We start from the raw sequence: 19,959 nt of genomic DNA on the forward strand, positions 1-19,959 counted from the left end.
TACGTACAGACGCCGCGATCCACGGTCGACGGTGCACGTGTACACAAATGATCGTTTGCGTACAGGCAATGAGAAGCCCCACCCGACTCCCCTTGGAGATTAAAGCCGGATGGGGCTGGCCCTCCGTCGCGTGGAGAATGCCAGACCTTACGCGACGGAGGGCGGGCCGATCCGGAGGAAGCAAGGCAGCAAACCCCGGATCGGCAGCTTCTGGGGTTACTGTCGGCGGCGGGCGTCTTCGAGCGCCCATTCCTGCGTCAGTGCGACAACGCGGCGTAGTGCCTCGCGCTCCTCATCGAGCACCACGAACGGATCATCCGTGATGAGGGACAGGCGACGGTTGGCGGTCATGAGCTTGCGGGCGAGGTCGTCAAACGCGCGCTTCATCGGGGTAGCTCCTCGGCAAGGCGCACGGCCATGTCGTGCACGGTCTGAATGTGCTCGCGATCGATGTCGGCGGCATCGCGGAGCACGGCAACCTGAGCGACCGTCAACATCTGCTGTGCAAGCTCGCGGGCGGTCGCTCGGTGCCAGGCGTTGAGCTTGCCCCAATCGGTGTACTGGGTCATGCGCGACCTGCTCGGCGCTCATGATCGAGGTAGCGGCGCAGAGTATTCCTGGAGAGGGTCAAAGCCTCCTTCTGGAAGCTCGTGACCGGGAAGTCACCGCCCGCCGAGAGATGTGCCTGAAGGTCATCGAGGGCGGCGAGACCGGCTGCGAGTCGGGCAGCGCTGGGGCGCTGTGGTGTCGGCTGCTCCTGCTGCTCGCCGTCCTTCTCCAGCGCTTCCGCCAGGTCGCGGAAAAAGTTGTTCTGGCTAGTCATCGCTGCGTCCCCCACGACGAGAGTGTGGTGACGTTGTTCTTGCGTCCGAACTTCTGGCGCACTTCCTCGGTGGCCTTGGCGCGCTCTGCTGGGTCCGAAATCTTCGACACGTACAACATCGCTTCGTCGCGGGCGACGTTCCACGCGCCGTCATTCGCAACGGCATTCCACCAAGTGATGTCGGGTGGGCAAGGGCCGATGCCGAACTTCTGCATGCCCCACCGCTGCACCTGCTCCTCGGGCGTGAGGTCTAGCCAACTCTCGCCCTTGCGGTTCACGGACATCGCGTAAAGTTCCTCGGTCACTTCGAACTCTGCGCCACGGGGTAGCGCCTGGCTCTCGTGCTCGGTGAACGCGATTGTCATAGGGGCGCGCAGGTGGATCACATCGCCTACGTGCGCGGAAATCTTCTGCTGCTCGGTCATTGCTGCTCCTGGGTACGGGTGGCGAGCTTGTCGGCAAGCTCTACTAGTGCCGTGTGCTGTCGCATCATTGCGAGCACGTCGGCGCGGGTTTCTGGTCGCTCGCTGACGATCCCCTGCACCACGTGAGCGAGGGCGGCAGTCATCGAGGAGAGGTAGACAGGCGTGACGGAAGTGATGTCGAGGCGCTTCACAAGGATGTTCAGCACTGCGAGTTCTGCCGCCTGTGCTCTGGCCTTTGTCTGAGCCGTGCCGGTGGCGTCCGCGATCTGACGGGCACGACGGGCGGAATCGGCCAATTCGACAATGCGCGTCATGGTGTCGGCTGCGTCACCCTCTCCGGGCGGTGTAACGCCGGGAACCTCGGCCATGCGCTTATTCTTGTGTCGGCTGATGGCAGATTCGGACACGCCATATAGCCGGGAGACTTCTACACCGGGACGACCGGCTGCGATGGCGCGCTCAATCGCCTCACGGTCTACGTGAGTCTCGATGATGCTACGTCTCGCCATTGCCCGAATTCCCTTGATCTAGCAGGAAGAATGCAGGGGACCGAATATTTTCGAAGCTACCCTCGGCAGGGAGGAGTCCGACATAAAACTTGCACCTCCGAGGACTACGCCCTGCATTCTTCCTGGTATCAATTGTACCAAGAATTGCGCAATGATGTCGGCGTTAAGGGCGCATTCTGCAACGAGTAGTGACATTCGAGTGACGTAAATACTAGATATTCGCACCTAGTACGGTAGAGCTAGTTCTTCGCAGTCATCCGGACCCATCCGGACGAAATCTTCTCGAAGTCTCTGAGCGTGATCAGGGCTAGCAGACGTTCGGTTGCCTCGGTGCGCGTCATCGCAGACCATTGGCTGGCCGGCAAGTCGAGAAGGTGTTCCAGCTTCCGCCCCATCTCGATCTGTGACGGCTGGCTCAGGCTGCGATGTCTCTTCATGAATCTTTCCCGTCGAGAGGTTGAGGTCTGCGAACTCACGCTTCATTGCGTAGACGGTGCCCCTTGCGATGCCCAGCACCCGCGCGATCTCCGACACGTTGGTCATGTGGGCGGTACTGAGGTACATCTCCCAGGTGTATGACTTGACCAACCCACCCCTGCGAGACTGCTCCCTGTGGCGTCGCCTCCAGTCGGCATCCCAGTAGTCTCTGGCGGACTGTGCTGCGTTCTCGCACTGCTGCTCTGCGTGATCCCACAAGAGGTAGCCAGGAGTCTTCCCGCCCCCGTGTACTGCGTCGTAGGCGCTCATCATCGTGGCGTCAGGAGTTAGTCGGTGCACTGCTTCGGGGTAATAGTCCAAGAGCATCGACACGAGTTTCTCGTTACTGAGTTTGTCGTGATCGTTGTCGTTCAAGATCGACAACCCCTTGCCCACGAGGAGACTGTACGTGTGCCTATTCGCGTAGTTGCTCCAGCTTTCTCCTCGACGCTGCTCTGGCAGCTTGGCGATGGGGCTGTATTTCGACCCTTTGCGTCTACGACTAATAGATTCTCCACGGGAGAATCTAGCTTGTTGAACACTTTCTAGAGCATCCTGGAGAGCAAGGGACTCCCAGGCATCAGTGAGAGAAGTACCGAAAAGTGGTAGAGTAGACATGTCAAACCTTCTGCGAAAGTGCCCTGCCATATGATCCGACGAAGATCGGCAGGGCACTTTTCATTGTGACAGACGAATTTGCATGCAGTTGATTAGATCAGTAGCCCTACGTGTGCATTATTTCGATTTTCTTGTTTTCCGTTGCGCCTCACAGAGGGCAGCATCTACCCGTTGATACCGAGAGGCCACGTATCGACGGTTCGGCGCTCTGAGAGGCGCACAGCGCCGCTCAGACAGTGGTGGCGACCGGGTGCGCCTTAGAAGTAGTAGCGAGTCAAGGTGCCAACCACGATCAGCCCGATCACCAGCCACCCACACAACAGGCCAGAGATGGCACGACCTCGGCCCACCCTGCCGATCGACCTCGAACGTCTCAGCCCTACGCCGCCGAAAACGGCAGCAAGTACTGCAGGGATAAAGCCCAGCGCCGTCGATACCATGCCAACCGATCCCTCCACCCACGCCCAAGCTCCGAGCACAACGCCGATGATCCCGAATACCAAGCCCGCCGTGGCCAGCCCGTTCGAGGGGGGAACAGGTTGTACAACTACGTAGGGCGCCCCTTGCGGGGGTAGGGGCTGCGAATCTTGCTGCTGAGGCTGCGTCACCCGCCGAGCGTATCGGCATGGGAAAAGCGGTCTGACATCTCGGTCTCCTGGCTCCCCTGAAGAGTCGGCAGGTGTCGATACGCTCACGCCTATGGACTGGGCCAGTATCAACGTTCCTGAGTTGCTTGTAGGGGCGGTCCTTGGCGTTGCGTTCTCGTTGCCGTTCTTCTTCCACGAACGCCGCGAGCGCAAACGCGAGGTCGGTGTCAACTGGACGAAAGACCTTCGACGCCTCGAACCTCTTCTCGGTGACTCGAAGACGCGGTACGCGGACCTGTACGCGGCTCTCAGCGACGTTCCCGTGGACCACTACCGCCGTGTGCTCGGTCCAGATGATTTCAGGCTCGTAGAAGACCTTCAGAACGCTTACGCGGGCGCGGAGTTCGCGGCTTCCGCCCAAGCCAAGGCGGCTATGGCCCACTACGACGCGCAAGGTCTGATGCCGCCCGATGTGAACATTCACACGTACTCGTTCCTCAGTCGCATGGACCCTGCGCGATACCAGAACCATCCCGGCGTTCGAGGATTCGCAGACGACATCGCAGAGCTTCAGACGGATGCCGGATACCTGAAGGCTGAAGACGACGCCATCGCCGCCAACCGGAAGCTGAACGATCTGATTGTCCAGGTCATGAATCGCGGTCGGGAGCGCTCGCGTGATGAGTACGCCGACCTCATGCGACGGGAGGAGTGGGCGAAGCGGCGGCGCGATCCCATCGGTTGGTTGGTTCGATCTATCAAAGGCTGGTGGCGTCGCCGGAACCTCGCACGCGCTGCTCAATTGAAGGCTAGAACCAACGCCACGGCTGTCCCCCCGGCGTCCCCCCTCAATGCAACAGAGGCCGAATCGAGCAACCTTCGCAACTCGTGAAACGCCAGAAACCGGGGGAGTGGCGCTAGCAGTCGCGTTTACACCGTGGATGTCGTCGGTTCGATCCCGGCAGGGCCCACCGCCATCCTCACGCCCGGTCCGGCCGGAGATCGTCGTCGCTGTCGTCACGCTGCGCCGGTCCTCGAATGCTGGCGGTCACCGATCGCGGCGTCGATGCCCGCGGTAGGTTGGACACGTGAAAGCCAGCCCCGCAGACCAGCGCCGCCTCGTCGAGGTCGCCCAGCTCGACGCCCGGATCCGCCAGGCGGAGAACGCCCGCAAGAACCCCCCGCAGGCCGGCCGCGTCCACGAGTTGCTCGGCCGTCGTCAGCAGCTCTCGCAGGAGCTCACGACGCGCCTGGGCGCCCGCGACGATCTGCGTACGGAGCTGTCCCGCATCGAGTCGGATGTCGCCGTCGTCGACGCCCGCGCCGCGCGTGACGCGCAGCGACTCGCGGCATCCACCAACTCCAAGGAAGCGCAGGGTTTCGAGAGCGAGCTCGCCGCGCTCGCGCGACGCAAGAACGATCTGGAGGACGCGGAGCTCGCGGTCATGGAGCGACTCGAGTCGGCGGATGCGGCGGTCGCCGAGCAGGAGGCGCTGATCGCGACGACCAACGCCGAGGGAGCCGAGCTCAGCGCCGAGGGCAAGCGCGCCGTCGCCGAGGCGACCGCCGCATTCGAGGCCGCCACCCGCGACCGCGCCGCGGTCGCCGGCGCGCTCCCCGCCGACCTCGTAGCGCTGTACGACCGCGTCGCCGTGCGCAGCTCCGGCGCGGCGTTCCTGCGCCGTCGCACGTGCGAAGGCTGCAACATGGTGCTCGCCGGCACCGACCTGCAGGTGCTGCGCCAGGCCCCCGACGACGAGGTCGTCACGTGCCCGGAGTGCGGCTGCCTGCTGGTCCGCGACGACGAATCCGGACTGTGAGCGCAGCCGGACTGTGCCGGCGTGGACGCAGCTGAAGCTCCGGCCTGGATCCTCCTCGGGCGGACCGGAAGCTCGGTCCACGCCATCCTGCTTGATGCGTCCGCGGCCGAACTGGGCCGCGAGGAGGTCGAGCCGGCACGACTGACGTCGTGGATCGCCGACGGCGAGGCGCGCTGGGCGCCACGCTGGGTCTGGCACGACACCCCGCAGTGGTACGGCGCCGTTCTCGCCGACGGCATCCGCATCGCCCGCTGCCACGACCTGCGGCTCTGCCACGCGATCCTCCGGGATTCGGCGCTGGTCGGCGACTCGGCCGCGCTGCGGCGGGCGGTGCAATGGGATGCCGCCCCCTACGTCGATGCCGAGGACGCGGCGCCTGCGCTGTTCGAGCTCGACCAGGCGCACCGCCCCGCGGGCCCGCCCGCGGACGCCGACGCCGCCCTGGACGAGTTCCTCCGGCAGCGTGCCGCCGTCGCGGACAGCCACGAGGCGGGCAGGCTGCGGCTGCTCATCGCGGCGGAGTCCGCCGGCGCACTGGTCGCGTCGGAGATGAGGGCCGCCGGCCTCCCATGGGACGCCGAGGCGCACGACCGCATCCTCGTCGAGACGCTGGGGGAGCGCCCACCGGGAGGCGGCCAGCCGGCGAAGCTCGCCGACGCCGCCGAGCGGGTGCGCGCCGCGCTGGGCGATCCGACGGCGAGCCTCGACTCGCAGCCGAAGCTGCTGCGGGCGCTGCATCGCGCCGGCGTGCTCGTCGAATCCACGAGCCGCTGGGAGCTCGCCGAGCAGCGGCATCCCGTCATCGAGCCGCTGCTCGAGTACAAGAAACTGTCGCGGCTGCTGTCCGCCAACGGGTGGACGTGGCTCTCCGAGTGGGTCGCGGACGGCAGGTTCCGACCCGTCTTCGTCCCGGGCGGCGTCGTCACCGGCCGCTGGGCATCATCGGGCGGCGGCGCCCTCCAGCTCCCTCGTCAGCTGCGCGAGGCGGTGCGCGCCGATCCCGGCTGGCGTCTCGTCGTCGCCGATGTCGCTCAGCTCGAACCCCGAGTCCTGGCCGCCATGTCGAGCGATACCGCCCTCGCCGCGGCAGCGCGGGGCCGCGATCTCTATGCGGGCATCGTCGAGAGCGGGGCCGTCGCCACCCGCCAGGAGGCCAAGATCGCGATCCTCGGCGCGATGTACGGCGCGACCACGGGGGAGTCCGGCCGTCTGGTCCCGCGCCTGCGCCGCACGTACCCGCGCGCCATGGGCCTGGTGGATGACGCCGCGCGCGTCGGCGAGGACGGCGGCGCCGTCTCCACGTGGCTCGGACGCACCTCGCCCGCGCCCTCCCTCGAGTGGTCGGCTGCGCAGTCGCGCGCCACCGAGGCGGAGGCGTCCGGTGCCGAAGAGACCCGCGCGCGGCGGTGGGCCCGCGATCGTGGCCGGTTCACCCGCAACTTCGTCGTGCAGGGGACCGCCGCGGAGTGGGCGCTCGCCTGGCTCGCCGATCTCCGCGGACGCCTCGCCGCGCTTGCCCCGGTGGCGCCCGAGCACGCTGCGCCCCGCTCGGGCCCGGCGTTCGCGCGGCAGCCGCACCTCGCGTTCTTCCTGCACGACGAGGTGATCGTGCATACTCCCGAGGAGCACGCGGATGCCGCAGCCCAGGCCGTGACCGATGCCGCGGCATCCGCTGGGCACCTGCTCTTCGGCGCCTTTCCGCTCGACTTCCGGCTCGACGTGCACATCGCCGAGACCGCGCTCAAGGACTGACGCGCAGCTGCGCCCCGGGCGGCGGCGATAGACTCGCGGGGCGAATGGGTCGGCTGGACGGTCGCGTCGCGGGCGGTTCGCCGCCGCGCGCCGAGGAACGTCCGGGCTCCGCAGGGCAGGGCGGTGGGTAACACCCACCCGGAGCGATCCGCGAGACAGTGCCACAGAGAGCAGACCGCCGGGACCTCGGTCCCGGTAAGGGTGAAAGGGTGGTGTAAGAGACCACCGGGGTCGTGGTGACACGACCCGCACGGCAAACCTCGCCCGGAGCAAGGCCAGACAGGGGATGATGACGCGGCCCGCCGAGTCCCCGGGTAGGCCGCTGGAGCGTCACGGCAACGTGTCGCCGAGAGAGATGACCGTCCACGGGGCTCACGCCCCCGGACAGAACCCGGCGTACAGGCCGGCCCATTCGCCCTCTCCGCCGACCCCGTCCCGGGGCGGCGCGAGGGCGCGACCTCAGACGACCGGTCGGCCCGCGAGCGCGGCCGCGCCGATGATGCCCGCGTTGTTGCGGTGCACCGCCGGGACGATGGGCGTCTTGAGGTCGAGCAGGTGCAGGAACTTGTCGGCGTGCTTCGAGACGCCGCCGCCGACGACGAAGAGGTCGGGGCTGAACAGGAACTCGATGTGGCCGTAGTACCACTGCAGCCGCTTGGCCCACTGCTCCCAGGTGAGCTCGTGGCGCTCCATGGCCGAGTAGGCCGCATAGGCCTCGGCATCCTTCCCGTGGCGGGCACGCTGGACGTGGCCGAGCTCGGAATTCGGGACGAGGACGCCGTTGTACAGCAGCGCGGAGCCGATCCCGGTGCCGAGCGTCGTGAGGATGGTGAGCCCCGCCCGGTCCTTCGCAGCCCCGTAGCGCACCTCCGCGACGCCCGCGACATCCGCATCGTTGGCGAAGTGGATGTCGCGACCCAGGCCGTCCTCGAAGAACTTCTCGGCCTCGAAGTCGATCCACTGGTCCGAGACGTTGGCGGCCGACAGCGTGCGGCCGTTCTTGACGATCGCGGGGAAGGCGACGCCCAGCGGGACGGAGTGGTCGTCGGCGACGCCGAGCGTCGAGAGCACTTCGGTGACCGCGGCGAGCATGTCCGGCGGGTGGGCCCCCTCGGGGGTCGCGACCTTGACGCGGTCGCTGATCAGCTCGCCCCGATCGAGGTCCACGATGCCCGCCTTGATGCCGGTGCCGCCGATGTCCACGCCGACGGCGCGTGCCGCGTCAGATGCCATGCCGACAGCCTAGCCACGCCGACGGGACCCCTGCGGAGCGGCCCGGCGTCAGTAGGATCGTGCTGGCGGCGAGCAGGCCCGCGATCCGAGGAGGGCGAGATGGCCAACGACAGCGAGAAGTACTGGTACAACCTCAAGACCGGAGAGGTCGAGAAGGGCTTCGAGTCGCCCGCGCCCGATCGCGCCGGCCCGTTCGACACTCCGGAGGAGGCCGCCAAGGCGCCCGAGGTCATCCGCGAACGCTCCCGCGCGTGGGCGGCCGAAGAGGCCCGCGAGGACTCCTGGGGCACCGACACGGTGTCCGGAGAGTCCGGCGACGACCAGTAGTCTGGCTTCGACCGCGGTCAGACAGACATGTCGGGCGGATCCGGCACCGGAGAGGACGCGATGGACAAGCAGCGTGACTTCGTTCTGAGGACCATCGAAGAACGAGGCGTGAAGTTTGTACGGCTGTGGTTCACAGACGTGATCGGCACGTTGAAGTCCGTGGCCATCGCACCCGCCGAGGTCGAGGGAGCCTTCAGCGAGGGACTCGGGTTCGACGGTTCCGCGATCGAGGGGCTGACCCGGTCCTACGAGTCCGATCTGCTGGCGCACCCCGATCCGACCACGTTCCAGACGCTGCCCTGGCGGGGCGAGATCGACCCGACCGCGCGGATGTTCTGCGACATCACCACGCCCGACGGGCAGCCCGCCGTCGCCGATCCGCGTCACGTCCTCAAGCGGACGCTGGCCAAGGCGGCGGACGCCGGCTTCACGTTCTACACGCACCCCGAGATCGAGTTCTACCTGCTGAAGTCCTCGTCCTTCGGGACGGAGGGCCCGGAGCCCGTCGACTCCGCGGGGTACTTCGACAACGTGCCCGGCGGCACCGCCCACGACTTCCGCCGGCGCTCGGTGCGCATGCTCGAAGATCTCGGCATCTCGGTCGAGTTCAGCCACCACGAGGGCGGCCCGGGCCAGAACGAGATCGACCTCCGCTACGCGGACGCGCTCACCACGGCCGACAACATCATGACGTTCCGCACCGTGATCAAAGAGGTCGCGATCGAGCAGGGCGTGTACGCGACATTCATGCCGAAGCCCATGACCGGCAAGCCGGGCAGCGGCATGCACACGCACATGTCGCTGTTCGAGGGCGACGTCAATGCCTTCTACGAGGAGGGCGCCCAGTACCAGCTCTCCAAGGTCGGCCGCCAATTCATCGCGGGTCTGCTGCGTCACGCCAACGAGATCTCGGCGGTGACGAACCAGTTCGTCAACTCGTACAAGCGCCTCTGGGGCGGCGACGAGGCGCCGAGCTTCATCTGCTGGGGCCACAACAACCGCTCGGCCCTGGTGCGGGTTCCGCTCTACAAGCCCAACAAGGGGCAGTCGTCGCGCGTCGAGTACCGCGCGCTCGACTCGGCGGCGAACCCATACCTCTCCTTCGCGCTCATGCTCGCCGCCGGGCTCAAGGGCATCGAAGAGGAGTACGAGCTGCCCGCCGAGGCCGAGGACAACGTCTGGTCGCTGACGGATGCCGAGCGCCGGGCGCTCGGTTACGCGCCGCTTCCGGCGAGCCTCGACCACGCGCTGGAGTACATGGAGGAGTCCGAGCTGGTCGCCGAGACGCTCGGCGAGCAGGTGTTCAACTACGTGCTGCTCAACAAGCGCCGCGAGTGGCAGGAGTACCGTTCGCAGGTCACGGCGTTCGAGCTCAAGAGCAACCTCGAGATGCTCTGAGACCGGCTGACGCATGTCCGCGAGCGAGCGACCGGGTTCTCTGACCCCGCTCGCTCGCCTGGGCTTCAGCCGTCTCACCGATGCCGAGGCGCTCCTGTCCGAGCTCTCCGAGCTCGTGGATGCGCCCCGCGACGAACTGCTGGACGGCGCCGGCAGCGCGGCGGACCCCGACGAGGCGCTGCAGTCGTTGGCGCGCCTGGCACGACGGGATGCGGCGCCGGTGCAGCGCGCGCGCTCGCGACACGGCGCGTGGCGCGCCCTCTGGGCACTGCTGGGCGCGTCGACCGGCTTCGGAGAGTTCTTCTTCCGTCATCCGTCGGAGGTCGATCAGCTGGACGACGCGGGGGAGCGGCTGCCCACCGCGGCCGAACTCCGCGCCGAGCTCCTCGACTCTGTCGGCGCCGTCGACGGATTCGCGGCAGATGGGGGCGAGAGCGCCTGGGTCGCGCTGCGGGTGCGCTACCGCCGCATGCTCGCCCGGATCGCGGCGTACGACCTGCTGAGCCCGTCGCCGGTCGACGAGATCGCGTCGGTGTCGGCAAGGCTCGCGGATGCCGCGGGCGCCGCGCTCGAGGCGTCCCTGGCGGTCGCCCGCACCCGTGTGTCGGGTGGCGCGGTCGGCGCTGGCCTCTTCCCGCGCGATCAGGTCGCGCGCACCGAGCTCGCCATCATCGGGATGGGCAAGACCGGTGCGCGAGAGCTGAACTACGTCAGCGACGTCGACGTGATCTTCGTGGCGGGTGGGCGGGGCGACGCCCTCGAGCAGTTCGGCGAGAGCCGCATCGTCGACATCGCGACCCGCCTCGCGGTCCAGACGATGCGCGGCATCTCGGGCGTCGAGATCGAGCCGCCGCTGTGGGAGGTCGACGCCAACCTGCGGCCGGAGGGCAAGCAGGGCGCGCTCGTGCGCACGCTCGACTCGCACCTGGCGTACTACGACCGGTGGGCGAAGAGCTGGGAGTTCCAGGCGCTGCTCAAGGCGCGTCCGATCGCCGGCGACGACGAGCTCGGTAGGGCCTACACCGCGGCCGTCCAGCCCAAGATCTGGACCAGCGCCGCCCGGGAGAACTTCGTCGACAGCGTGCAGCGCATGCGCGAGCGCGTCACCGAGCACATCCCCGCGGCCGACGTGCCGTACCAGCTCAAGCTGGGGCCCGGCGGCATCCGCGACATCGAGTTCACGGTGCAGCTCCTGCAGCTCGTTCACGGGCTGTCCGACGACAGGATCCGCCAGCGCGGCACGCTCGAGGCCCTCGACGCGCTCGTGACCGAGGGCTACATCGGCCGTGCCGAGGCATCCGCGTTCTCACGGGACTACCAGGTGCTGCGGCTGCTCGAGCACCGCGTGCAGCTGCGCCAGCTGCGCCGCACGCACCTCATGCCCTCGCGGCCTGAAGAGCGTCGTGTGCTCGCCCGTGCGACCGGGCTCGCCGACACCGGCGAGGGCATCTGGCAGCTGTGGGAGTCGGTCAAGCGCGAGGTGCGCGACATCCACGTCCGCCTCTTCTACCGCCCGCTGCTGTCGGCGGTGGCCGCCCTGCCCGCGGAGGAACGCGTGCTGTCGACGGCGCAGGCGCACGACCGCCTCGCGGCGATCGGGTTCTCCGATCCCGCCGGGGCGCTCCGCCACATCGCCGCCCTGACCAGCGGGCTCAGCCGCAAGGCGACCATCCAGCGCCACCTCATGCCCGTCATGATCCGGTGGTTCGCCGACGGGGTCGACCCCGACTACGGCCTGCTGGCGTTCCGCCGACTGAGCGAGCGTCTGGGCGACACGCACTGGTTCCTGCGCATGCTGCGCGACTCCTCGGGGGCCGCCGAGAGTCTCTCCCGCGTGCTGTCGGGTTCGCGGTACGTCGGAGAGCTCATCGAGTGGATCCCCGAGTCGGCCGCGTGGCTGGACGACCCGGAGCTCCTTCGTCCGCGCTCTGGACGGGCCCTGCAGCAGGAGGCGCGCGCCATCCAGACGCGGCACGACACGATCACCGAAGCCATGCGCGCCGTACGCGCACTGCGGCGGCGCGAACAGCTGCGGATCGCCATGGGTGCCATCCTCGGCAGCGTCACGATCGAGGAGGTCGCGGCGGCCCTCACCACGATCACCGACGTGACGATCCAGGCGACGTTGCGAGCCGTGCGCCGCGAGATCGTCCCGCCCGAAGACGCCGCGCTGGATTTCTCGGTCATCGCGATGGGACGCTTCGGCGGCGCCGAGCTCGGCTTCGGCTCCGACGCCGACGTGATGTACGTCTACCGCCCGAACGGCGTCGACCCGCAGCGCGCGAGCGAGCTGGCCCTGAAACTCGTCGCCGCGCTGCGCACCTACTCGGAAGACCACCGCGTGCCGCTCGAGCTCGACGCAGATCTCCGCCCCGAGGGCCGCAACGGCCCCCTGGCGCGCTCGCTCGACGCGTACGCCGAGTACTACCGCCGATGGGCGCTGTCGTGGGAGGCGCAGGCCCTCCTGCGCGCCCGGGGCGTGGCAGGCAGCGTGAAGCTCATCGACGACTTCATGAAGCTCGCCGACCAGGTCCGCTACCCGGAACGGGTCGACGTGACGGCGACGCGCGAGATCAAGCGGATCAAGGCACGCGTCGAGAGCGAGCGACTGCCGCAGGGCGTCGATCCGTCGCGGCACCTCAAGCTGGGTCCGGGGTCGCTGAGCGACGTCGAGTGGCTCGTGCAGCTGCTCCAGCTGCAGCACGCGCACGCCGTGCCCGAAATGCGGACGACGTCGACCCTGGGGGCGCTCCGCGCCGCGGAGCGCGCCGGCCTCATCCCCACTGCCGCCGCCGACCGGCTCGCAGCCGCCTGGCGCCTCGCCAGCCGGCTGCGATCGGCCAACACGCTCCTCTCGGGTCAGACCAGCGACGTGCTGCCCGTCGACCGCAGCAAGCTCGACGGCATCGGCCGGCTCCTCGAGTACCCGCCGCGCTCGGCCACGCAGGTCGAGGAGGACTATCTCGGTACCACGCGCCGTGCCCGCCGCGTCTTCGAGAAGCTCTTCTACGGCTGAGACCGCGCGTGCCTGCCCGGGCGTCCTCCCACCGCGCAGGGCTCCCTCAGGGCAGACTCGGACGACGAGGGAACCGCTGGCGATCCTGACGCGCCCGGTCCCAGATCCACAGGCGGGAGACATGCCATGCTCACCGAGATCGCTGACGGGGTGTTCGTCCACACGAGCGACTTCATCAAGAGCAACGCCGTCGTCGTCCAAGGCGGCGACGGCGTGCTGGTCGTCGACCCCGGCATCACGAGCGACGAGCTGGCGGACCTCGCCGACGACATCCGCGCGATGGGTCAGCGCGTCGTGGCGGGCTTCGCGACGCATCCCGACTGGGACCATGTGCTGTGGCATCCCGCGCTCGGCGAGGCACCGCGTCTCGGCACGGCCCGCTGCGCGGCAGCGATGCAGGAACTGCTCGCGCAGGCGGACTGGAAGAGTCAGCTGGCCGGTGCGCTGCCGCCGGAGTATGAGGACGACATCCCGATGGAGCTGTTCGGCCTCATCACCGGAATGCCCTCCGACGCCGTTGAGGTCCCCTGGGACGGTCCCCGGGTGCGGGTCATGGAGCATCGGGCCCACGCCGTGGGCCACGCGGCGCTGCTGGTCGAGGGCGCCGGTGTGCTCGTCGCCGGTGACATGCTGTCCGACATCCTGATGCCCTTCCTCGATCTCGACGCAGCCGATCCGCTCGGCGACTACCTGGCGGCACTAGGACTGTTCGAGAGCATCGCCGACGACGTGCGTGCTGTCGTCCCCGGCCACGGCTCCATCGGAAGGGCGGGGGACGTACGACGGCGAATCGAGCAGGACCGGACGTACGCCGAGGCTCTGCGCGACGGCCGTGTGCCGGACGATGAGCGGGTAGGCGCATCGGCGCCGCTCGAGTGGCTGCCAGAGGTGCACGAGTGGCAGATGGAGCGCGTTGCTGAGAAGAGAAGCCGCTTCGACGGTTCATAAGGGCAGCTGATCGGCCGGATGGCCGAGCCGACCGAGCCCTCGCGCAGAAACCAGAACTCCTCCGAACTCCCTGAGCGGGAGTCCGGAGGAGTCATGGTGCTCAGGGGTGTCAGACCCCGAAGTACAGCTCGTACTCGAACGGGTGCGGACGCGCGTTGAGCGGCTGGATCTCGTTCTCGATCTTGTACTCGATCCACGTCTCGATCAGCTCGGGCGTGAAGACGCCGCCCTTCAGCAGGAACTCGTGGTCGGCGCGGAGCGCGTCCAGCGAGTCGAGCAGCGAGTTCGGCACCTGCGGGATGTTCTTCGCCTCCTCGGGGGGAAGCTCGTACAGGTCCTTGTCGACCGGCTCGTGCGGCTCGATGCGGTTCTGGATGCCGTCGAGGCCGGCCATCAGCTGGGCGGCGAAGGCGAGGTACGGGTTGCCCGAGGCGTCCGGCGCGCGGAACTCGATGCGCTTGGCCTTCGGGTTGGAGCCCGTGATCGGGATGCGGATCGCGGCCGAGCGGTTTCCGGCCGAGTAGACCAGGTTGACCGGGGCCTCGTAGCCCTTGACGAGGCGCTTGTACGAGTTCAGCGTCGGGTTGGTGAACGCGAGCAGCGCCGGCGCGTGCGCCAGGATGCCGCCGATGTACCAGCGGGCCAGGTCGGAGAGCTGCGCGTAGCCCTTCTCGTCGTAGAAGAGGGGCTTGCCCTCGAGCCACAGCGACTGGTGCGTGTGCATGCCGGAGCCGTTGTCGCCGAAGAGCGGCTTGGGCATGAAGGTCGCGACCTTGCCCCACTCGTTGGCGACGTTCTTGACGATGTACTTGAACTTCAGGATGTCGTCGGCCGCGTGCACCATGGTGTCGAAGCGGTAGTTGATCTCCTGCTGACCGCCGGTGCCCACCTCGTGGTGGGCGCGCTCGAGGATCAGACCCGACTCGATGAGGCGGAGGCTGATGTCATCGCGCAGGTCCGCCGTCTTGTCGACCGGCGAGACGGGGAAGTAGCCGCCCTTGTACGGGGTCTTGTTGGCCAGGTTGCCGCCCTCTTCGGCGCGGCCCGAGTTCCAGGCGCCCTCTTCGGAGTCGACGGAGTAGAAGCTCGAGTTCTGCTTCACCTCGTAGCGGACGTCGTCGAAGATGTAGAACTCCGCCTCGGGAGCGAAGAACGCGGTGTCGGCGATGCCGGTCGACGCGAGGTACTTCTCCGCCTTCTTGGCGACCTGACGCGGGTCCTTCGCGTAGATCTCTCCGTTGCGGGGGTTGTAGATGTCGAACACCATGACGAGGGTCTTCGCCTCGCGGAACGGGTCGAGGTAGGCCGTCGACACGTCCGGGATCAGCTGCATGTCCGATTCGTGGATGTTCGCGAATCCCCGGATGGAGGAGCCGTCGAACAGCTGGCCGACCGTGAAGAACTCTTCGTCAACGGTGGAGGCCGGGATGTTGAAGTGCTGCTGCACGCCAGGAAGGTCCGTGAAACGGATGTCGAGGAACTTGACGTCCTCGTCCTTGATGAACTTCAGCACCTCGGATGAATCTTTGAACATGAAGACTCCAGAGGTAGGGCATTCGGATCCGCCCGTGCGGGCCGGGCTTGCTGGCAAGCTACCCGCAGGGGATTGCCCGGCAGTATCACTTGTGTTTCCGGGATGTTACGACGACCTGTATACGCTGGGGAAGTGACGCAGAGCACCCAGGACTACCCCGGCGAACGACTCGGACTGCCCCGAGAGGGCACCGGATCGATCGGCCGGCTCGGCCGCCGTGTGGGCGCACTCTTCGTCGACTACGGCGCCGCGTATCTCATCTCGGGATTCTTCGGATGGGACCCGCTCGCGATCCTGGCGATCTTCGCCGCGATCCAGATCGTCTTCCTGCCGACGCTGCAGGGAAGCCCCGGTCACCGCATCTTCGGCCTGCGGCTCGTGCGCGTCGACGGCGCGTGGGTCGGCCTCTGGCGACCCGTGATCCGCACGGCCCTGCTCGTACTCGCGATCCCGGCCGTCATCTGGGATGCCGACCAGCGCGGTCTGCACGACAAGGCCGCCGGAACGGTGCTCATCCGCTCATGACGATCGGCCCGGCGCGTGCCGGGCCGATCTCTGTCTGACTGCTGCGATCACCGCGGTCGCGGAGCGCGCGCCTTCGTGGGGTCGATGCCCTTCGGGATGGGCAGTGACGTCAGGGACTGCGAGACCGACTCGACACGCTTGATGACCGCGGCCATCGTGGCGCGATCGATCTTCGTGGGAAGCGCCTTGATCGTCGACGAGAGCTTCGCGATCGGCACCTCGCCCTCGCCGTGGCCGATGTACAGCACCGTCACGGGGACACCCGATGCGACGCGCTGCACCTTGGAGCGCTCGTCGTTGACGAGACGCGTGAGGCGGCCGCGGGCGCCCTCACCCACGATCACGACGCCGCCGCGCCCGATCGCGCGGTAGACCGCCTCCTGCGTCTTGGGGTTGATGCCCACCGGCATCTCGCTGGCCTGCCACTTGCGCCCGAGCGACGTCGACATGACGTGCCCGGTGGCTCCCGGCATCCCGTCGATCTTCTTGTACATCGCGCGGGTGGACAGCCGCGTCATCGTCATCATCGATGCCAGGACGCCGAGCATGAGGCCGGTGACGCCCCACAGGATGATGCTCCACACGGCGACCGGCGGGATCGCGAACCCGATGCCCACACCCGCTGCGATGCCGAGGAGGAGGATGCCGGCCAGCAGGTACGGCAGCCAGCGGAACTCCTTCTGGGTGAAGGTGTAGAGGGTGCGGATCTGGGAGAAGAATCCAGGGCCCTTCTCGGGGGCGGAACTGCGCGCGGCCATACCTTTCAGCCTACCTTTTCGCGGCGTCCTCCTCGGCTCCTCCACAGTCCCGCGCTCCGTGCGTCCGTCCACAGAACCGCTCACCACGACCGCTGTGTGCTCGCCGTGCCGCGCAGACTGTCGCCATGACCACCGTCGAAGGACTGCTCGGGGCGCCGTATCGTGCGATTCGCACGGTCCGTGCCCGCGAGGACGGACCGTGGCCGGGTCTTCTGGTGCACACGGCTGGCGGCGACGCGTGCGTCATGGTCGATGCCGAAGCCCTCGGTCCGGAGTGGATCGGATGGGATGCGGCACCCGACGGCCACGTGCTCGCTCCGCTCGACATCCGCCGGCGACCCGACGGTCACGACGTGGCGCTGCCGGTCTGCGTCGAGCGTCTCGAGGAGTTCGTGGGGCGACGTGCGGCGCGGATGCCGCTCAGCACGGGCGAAGCGGTGACGCTCGGAGTGAGCGTGCTGCGGGGGTGCGCGCAGATCGCCGGGTCACCGCAGATGACGGGGGACTGGTGGCTCGACGGCGCGGGCCGCCCGGTGCTGGCGACGGATTCCTCGCCCCGCCCGGCGCGGGAAGCCGCCGCGGCGGCGCTCGAGCGCGTGAGCGTCGAGGCGAGTGCTCAGCGGACATGGAGAACGGCTGTGAACGCGGTGACCGCTGAGCGCATCTCGGTCCGCGAACTGGAGGCCGCCGAAGAGGCCCTGTTCGCGATCGCCACGCCGGAGCCGCTCAGCACGGTGAGCCTCAGCCCGCGCAGTGCGGTGGAGGGTGGCGTGCGCCGGCAGGAGCCCGCTCACGCGGGCGTCGCACTCCAGGACGAGCCGGCTCCGCCCTCGATGTGGCAGAGCCTTGTCGCGGGCGTCGACAACGACTTCGCCGACACCGTCTCGCGGGCGACGACGGCGGCGTGGCGCCGGCTGCGCCGTTCGGAACGGGTCGGGAAGCCTGCCTCCCGGAGAGCTCCCTGGCTCGTCGGCGGCGCCGTCGCCGCAGCGGTGCTCGCCGGCGGTGCACTCTGGCCGACGGCCGGCGGTGTCGCCACCGAGAATCCCACCGACGTCGTGACGCCGACGCCGAGCGGCACGGAGCGCGCGAGCGATGACACGCCGACGAGTCCGGGCGACGCGCCGACGGATGCCGGCTCACCCGCCGATCTCGCTCAGGTCGCAGGTGCCCTGCTCGACGCGCGTCTCGCGTGCGGGAACGCCTCCGACTGCCTGGCGTCGGTGGTCGTCGATGCGGTGTCGCTGCCGGGAGGAACCGTCGACCTTCCTGCCACCGAACGAACTCTCACGCTCCTGGACGACTTCGGCGACATCGCGGTGCTTCGCGTGGACGCCGCAGACGGCACCCGCCCCTCGCAGATGATCGTGATCCTGCGCCGAGACGAGAAATGGCTGCTGCGCGACGTGTCGGACGTCGCGCAGCAGCCTGAGCGGTGAGGGGGTCTGGGTCAGATCCCGAGCTGCCCCTCGAACGCCGCAGCCTCGAGACGCGACTTCACCGCGCCGAGGAAGCGCGCGGCGTCCGCACCGTCGATGACGCGGTGGTCGTACGACAGCGCGAGGTACACGTACGAACGCACCGAGATCGCTTCCTTGCCGTCGACCGTCACGATGCCGGGGCGCTTGACGACCACACCGGTTCCGAGGATCGCCGTCTGCGGCAGGAACACGACGGGCGTGTCGAACAGCGCACCGCGCGAGCCGGTGTTGGTCAGCGTGAAGGTGCCGCCCGCCAGCTCGTCCGGCTTCAGCTTGTTCTCGCGCGTGCGGGCCGCGAGATCGGCGATCTCATGCGCGATCTGCGCCAGGTTCTTCGACGCCGCATCGCGGAGCACCGGGGTCAGCAGCCCACGCTCGGTGTCGACCGCGATCGACACGTTCTCGCTCGCGGGGTAGACGATCTGGTCGCCGTCGACGGTGGAGTTGACCACGGGGTACGCCTGCAGCGCCTCGGCGGCAGCCAGGGCGAAGAAGGGCAGGAACGACAGCTTGTCGCCCGTCTTCGCGAGGAAGTCGTTCTTCACCTTGTCGCGGAAGGTCGCGAGCTTGGTGACGTCTACCTCGACGACGCTCGTCAGCTGGGCGGTCGACTGCATCGACTCGACAGCACGCTGGGCGAGCACCTTGCGCAGGCGCGACATCGGCTGCGTCGTGCCGCGCAGCGGCGACACCTCGAGCGGTGCCGGGGCGGGCGCCGCCGCGGGAGCGGGCGGGGCCGACGCGGCCTCAGCCGCCTTGAGCACGTCCTCCTTGCGGATGCGGCCGCCGACGCCGGTGCCCTTCACCGAGGCGAGGTCGACCCCCTGCTGCTGAGCGAGGCGGCGCACCAGCGGCGTGACGTACGTGATGCCGTCGTCCTCGGAGACGAGGGAGGGCGCCGATGCCGGCGCCGGTGCGGCGGCCGGGGCAGACGCGGCAGGAGCCGGGGCGGCGGGCGCCGGTGCAGGGGCAGCCGGAGCGGCGGCCGGGGCCGGGGCGGCGGGCGCAGCCGCCGGAGCGGCGGCAGCGGGAGCCGGAGCCTCAGCGGGCGCCGGGGCGGCCGCGGCGGGCGCCTCAGCCGGAGCCGCCGGGGCGGACGCACCCGCTTCGCCGATGCGCGCCAGCGGCGCGCCCACGGCGACGGTCTCGTCTTCGGCGGCCAGGATCTCCTGGAGCACACCGGCGAACGGGGAGGGGATCTCGGTGTCGACCTTGTCGGTGGAGATCTCGAGGAGCGGCTCGTCCACGGCGACCTCGTCGCCGACCTGCTTGAGCCAGCGGGTGACGGTTCCTTCGGTGACGCTCTCGCCGAGTTCGGGCAGGACGATCTCCTTGCCTCCGCCGGCGGGTGCAGCGGCCTGCGCCGGCGCCGCCTCAGCGGGAGCCGCCTCGGCGGCGGGAGCCTCGGCCGGCGCGGCCGGAGCCTCGGCCTCGGGGGCCGGAGCCTCGGCGGCGGCAGCCTCCGGAGCGGGCGCCTCGGCGGCACCGGAGCCGTCGCCGATCTTCGCCAGCACGGCGCCGACCTCGACAGTCTCGTCCTCCTGGACGAGGATCTCCTCGATGACGCCGCTGACCGGCGACGGGATCTCGGTGTCCACCTTGTCCGTGGAGATCTCGAGCAGGCCCTCGTCCGCCTGGACCGTGTCGCCGACGTTCTTGAGCCAGCGGGTGACCGTTCCCTCGGTCACGCTCTCACCGAGAGCGGGGAGGACCACGGATGTGCTCATG

The 19,959-nt window shown here is 68.5% G+C and carries 19 protein-coding genes and 1 other RNA gene; 10 read left to right on the forward strand and 10 right to left on the reverse strand.

Annotation, left to right across the window (positions count from 1 at the left end; all coding sequences use genetic code 11):
- Positions 1-216 precede the first annotated feature (216 nt).
- The 6 genes from MRBLWS13_RS02385 to MRBLWS13_RS02410 all read right to left on the reverse strand — a co-directional run bounded on the left by MRBLWS13_RS02385 (position 217) and on the right by MRBLWS13_RS02410 (position 2,630).
- On the reverse strand, positions 217-387 hold the full coding sequence (locus MRBLWS13_RS02385) for a hypothetical protein (protein ID WP_349427476.1): 171 nt from the start codon (positions 385-387) through the stop codon (positions 217-219).
- On the reverse strand, positions 384-569 hold the full coding sequence (locus MRBLWS13_RS02390; protein WP_349427477.1) for a hypothetical protein: 186 nt from the start codon (positions 567-569) through the stop codon (positions 384-386). The genes MRBLWS13_RS02385 and MRBLWS13_RS02390 overlap by 4 nt, the downstream gene beginning before the upstream one ends.
- Complete coding sequence (locus tag MRBLWS13_RS02395; RefSeq protein WP_349427478.1) at positions 566-823, reverse strand: hypothetical protein; 258 nt, start codon at positions 821-823, stop codon at positions 566-568. Before MRBLWS13_RS02395 ends, MRBLWS13_RS02390 begins: the two co-directional genes overlap by 4 nt.
- Entirely contained in the window at positions 820-1,248 is a 429-nt protein-coding gene (locus MRBLWS13_RS02400) for a hypothetical protein (protein ID WP_349427479.1), read from the reverse strand. Before MRBLWS13_RS02400 ends, MRBLWS13_RS02395 begins: the two co-directional genes overlap by 4 nt.
- Positions 1,245-1,616, reverse strand: a complete 372-nt coding sequence (locus MRBLWS13_RS02405; RefSeq protein WP_349427480.1) for a hypothetical protein — start codon at positions 1,614-1,616, stop codon at positions 1,245-1,247. The genes MRBLWS13_RS02400 and MRBLWS13_RS02405 overlap by 4 nt, the downstream gene beginning before the upstream one ends.
- A 366-nt stretch (positions 1,617-1,982) precedes the next feature.
- Positions 1,983-2,630, reverse strand: coding sequence for a hypothetical protein (locus MRBLWS13_RS02410; RefSeq protein WP_349427481.1), 648 nt, complete (start codon positions 2,628-2,630; stop codon positions 1,983-1,985).
- 921 nt (positions 2,631-3,551) lie between these two features.
- Between MRBLWS13_RS02410 and MRBLWS13_RS02415 the strand changes: the two genes are divergently transcribed.
- The 4 genes from MRBLWS13_RS02415 (at position 3,552) to rnpB (ending at position 7,426) form a co-directional block, all read left to right on the forward strand.
- A complete protein-coding gene (locus tag MRBLWS13_RS02415; protein ID WP_349427482.1) occupies positions 3,552-4,331 on the forward strand; it encodes a hypothetical protein in 780 nt (259 codons plus the stop codon).
- Positions 4,332-4,527: 196 nt separating this feature from the next.
- Entirely contained in the window at positions 4,528-5,259 is a 732-nt protein-coding gene (locus MRBLWS13_RS02420) for a C4-type zinc ribbon domain-containing protein (RefSeq protein WP_349427483.1), read from the forward strand.
- A 21-nt stretch (positions 5,260-5,280) separates the two neighbouring features.
- Positions 5,281-7,011, forward strand: a complete 1,731-nt coding sequence (locus MRBLWS13_RS02425; RefSeq protein WP_349427484.1) for a bifunctional 3'-5' exonuclease/DNA polymerase — start codon at positions 5,281-5,283, stop codon at positions 7,009-7,011.
- 45 nt (positions 7,012-7,056) lie between these two features.
- An RNA gene (rnpB, locus tag MRBLWS13_RS02430) (RNase P RNA component class A) lies at positions 7,057-7,426 on the forward strand.
- Between the two features lie 44 nt (positions 7,427-7,470).
- On the opposite strand, the gene ppgK is transcribed toward rnpB, so the two are convergent.
- A complete protein-coding gene (gene ppgK / locus MRBLWS13_RS02435) occupies positions 7,471-8,244 on the reverse strand; it encodes a polyphosphate--glucose phosphotransferase (protein WP_349427485.1) in 774 nt (257 codons plus the stop codon).
- 99 nt (positions 8,245-8,343) lie between these two features.
- On the opposite strand from ppgK, the gene MRBLWS13_RS02440 reads away from it, so the two are divergent.
- The 4 genes from MRBLWS13_RS02440 to MRBLWS13_RS02455 all read left to right on the forward strand — a co-directional run bounded on the left by MRBLWS13_RS02440 (position 8,344) and on the right by MRBLWS13_RS02455 (position 13,933).
- Positions 8,344-8,571 (forward strand): SPOR domain-containing protein, encoded by a 228-nt coding sequence (locus tag MRBLWS13_RS02440; protein WP_349427486.1) that lies wholly within the window; start codon positions 8,344-8,346, stop codon positions 8,569-8,571.
- A 60-nt stretch (positions 8,572-8,631) separates the two neighbouring features.
- Complete coding sequence (gene glnA / locus MRBLWS13_RS02445; protein WP_349427487.1) at positions 8,632-9,969, forward strand: type I glutamate--ammonia ligase; 1,338 nt, start codon at positions 8,632-8,634, stop codon at positions 9,967-9,969.
- Positions 9,970-9,982: 13 nt separating this feature from the next.
- On the forward strand, positions 9,983-12,985 hold the full coding sequence (locus MRBLWS13_RS02450; RefSeq protein ID WP_349427488.1) for a bifunctional [glutamine synthetase] adenylyltransferase/[glutamine synthetase]-adenylyl-L-tyrosine phosphorylase: 3,003 nt from the start codon (positions 9,983-9,985) through the stop codon (positions 12,983-12,985).
- 126 nt (positions 12,986-13,111) lie between these two features.
- A complete protein-coding gene (locus MRBLWS13_RS02455) occupies positions 13,112-13,933 on the forward strand; it encodes an MBL fold metallo-hydrolase (RefSeq protein ID WP_349427489.1) in 822 nt (273 codons plus the stop codon).
- 109 nt (positions 13,934-14,042) lie between these two features.
- Here the strand turns inward: MRBLWS13_RS02455 and glnA (MRBLWS13_RS02460) are convergent, their stop codons facing one another.
- A complete protein-coding gene (gene glnA, locus MRBLWS13_RS02460; protein ID WP_349427490.1) occupies positions 14,043-15,467 on the reverse strand; it encodes a type I glutamate--ammonia ligase in 1,425 nt (474 codons plus the stop codon).
- 132 nt (positions 15,468-15,599) lie between these two features.
- Between glnA (MRBLWS13_RS02460) and MRBLWS13_RS02465 the strand changes: the two genes are divergently transcribed.
- Positions 15,600-15,992 carry an RDD family protein gene (locus tag MRBLWS13_RS02465; RefSeq protein WP_308867207.1) on the forward strand — a complete coding sequence of 131 codons (393 nt, stop codon included), beginning with the start codon at positions 15,600-15,602 and terminating at the stop codon, positions 15,990-15,992.
- A 47-nt stretch (positions 15,993-16,039) separates the two neighbouring features.
- Here MRBLWS13_RS02465 and MRBLWS13_RS02470 read toward each other — a convergent pair whose 3' ends face one another.
- Positions 16,040-16,750, reverse strand: coding sequence for a DUF4191 domain-containing protein (locus MRBLWS13_RS02470; protein WP_349427491.1), 711 nt, complete (start codon positions 16,748-16,750; stop codon positions 16,040-16,042).
- A 125-nt stretch (positions 16,751-16,875) separates the two neighbouring features.
- Here MRBLWS13_RS02470 and MRBLWS13_RS02475 point away from each other — a divergent pair, with 125 nt between their 5' ends.
- Positions 16,876-18,189 (forward strand): hypothetical protein, encoded by a 1,314-nt coding sequence (locus MRBLWS13_RS02475; RefSeq protein WP_349427492.1) that lies wholly within the window; start codon positions 16,876-16,878, stop codon positions 18,187-18,189.
- 11 nt (positions 18,190-18,200) lie between these two features.
- Here the strand turns inward: MRBLWS13_RS02475 and sucB are convergent, their stop codons facing one another.
- Positions 18,201-19,958, reverse strand: a complete 1,758-nt coding sequence (gene sucB / locus MRBLWS13_RS02480) for a 2-oxoglutarate dehydrogenase, E2 component, dihydrolipoamide succinyltransferase (protein WP_349427493.1) — start codon at positions 19,956-19,958, stop codon at positions 18,201-18,203.
- Position 19,959 lies beyond the last annotated feature (1 nt).

This window comes from Microbacterium sp. LWS13-1.2 (assembly GCF_040144835.1).
GTDB lineage: Bacteria > Actinomycetota > Actinomycetes > Actinomycetales > Microbacteriaceae > Microbacterium.

Coding starts and splice junctions, on each gene's coding strand:
- MRBLWS13_RS02455 (WP_349427489.1), top strand. CDS start 13,112: ATGCTCACCGAGATCGCTGACGGGGTGTTCGTCCACACGAGCGACTTC.
- sucB (WP_349427493.1), bottom strand. CDS start 19,958: ATGAGCACATCCGTGGTCCTCCCCGCTCTCGGTGAGAGCGTGACCGAG.
- MRBLWS13_RS02475 (WP_349427492.1), top strand. CDS start 16,876: ATGACCACCGTCGAAGGACTGCTCGGGGCGCCGTATCGTGCGATTCGC.
- MRBLWS13_RS02440 (WP_349427486.1), top strand. CDS start 8,344: ATGGCCAACGACAGCGAGAAGTACTGGTACAACCTCAAGACCGGAGAG.
- MRBLWS13_RS02400 (WP_349427479.1), bottom strand. CDS start 1,248: ATGACCGAGCAGCAGAAGATTTCCGCGCACGTAGGCGATGTGATCCAC.
- ppgK (WP_349427485.1), bottom strand. CDS start 8,244: ATGGCATCTGACGCGGCACGCGCCGTCGGCGTGGACATCGGCGGCACC.
- MRBLWS13_RS02385 (WP_349427476.1), bottom strand. CDS start 387: ATGAAGCGCGCGTTTGACGACCTCGCCCGCAAGCTCATGACCGCCAAC.
- MRBLWS13_RS02390 (WP_349427477.1), bottom strand. CDS start 569: ATGACCCAGTACACCGATTGGGGCAAGCTCAACGCCTGGCACCGAGCG.
- glnA (WP_349427490.1), bottom strand. CDS start 15,467: ATGTTCAAAGATTCATCCGAGGTGCTGAAGTTCATCAAGGACGAGGAC.
- MRBLWS13_RS02405 (WP_349427480.1), bottom strand. CDS start 1,616: ATGGCCGAGGTTCCCGGCGTTACACCGCCCGGAGAGGGTGACGCAGCC.
- MRBLWS13_RS02415 (WP_349427482.1), top strand. CDS start 3,552: ATGGACTGGGCCAGTATCAACGTTCCTGAGTTGCTTGTAGGGGCGGTC.
- MRBLWS13_RS02450 (WP_349427488.1), top strand. CDS start 9,983: ATGTCCGCGAGCGAGCGACCGGGTTCTCTGACCCCGCTCGCTCGCCTG.
- MRBLWS13_RS02395 (WP_349427478.1), bottom strand. CDS start 823: ATGACTAGCCAGAACAACTTTTTCCGCGACCTGGCGGAAGCGCTGGAG.
- MRBLWS13_RS02470 (WP_349427491.1), bottom strand. CDS start 16,750: ATGGCCGCGCGCAGTTCCGCCCCCGAGAAGGGCCCTGGATTCTTCTCC.
- glnA (WP_349427487.1), top strand. CDS start 8,632: ATGGACAAGCAGCGTGACTTCGTTCTGAGGACCATCGAAGAACGAGGC.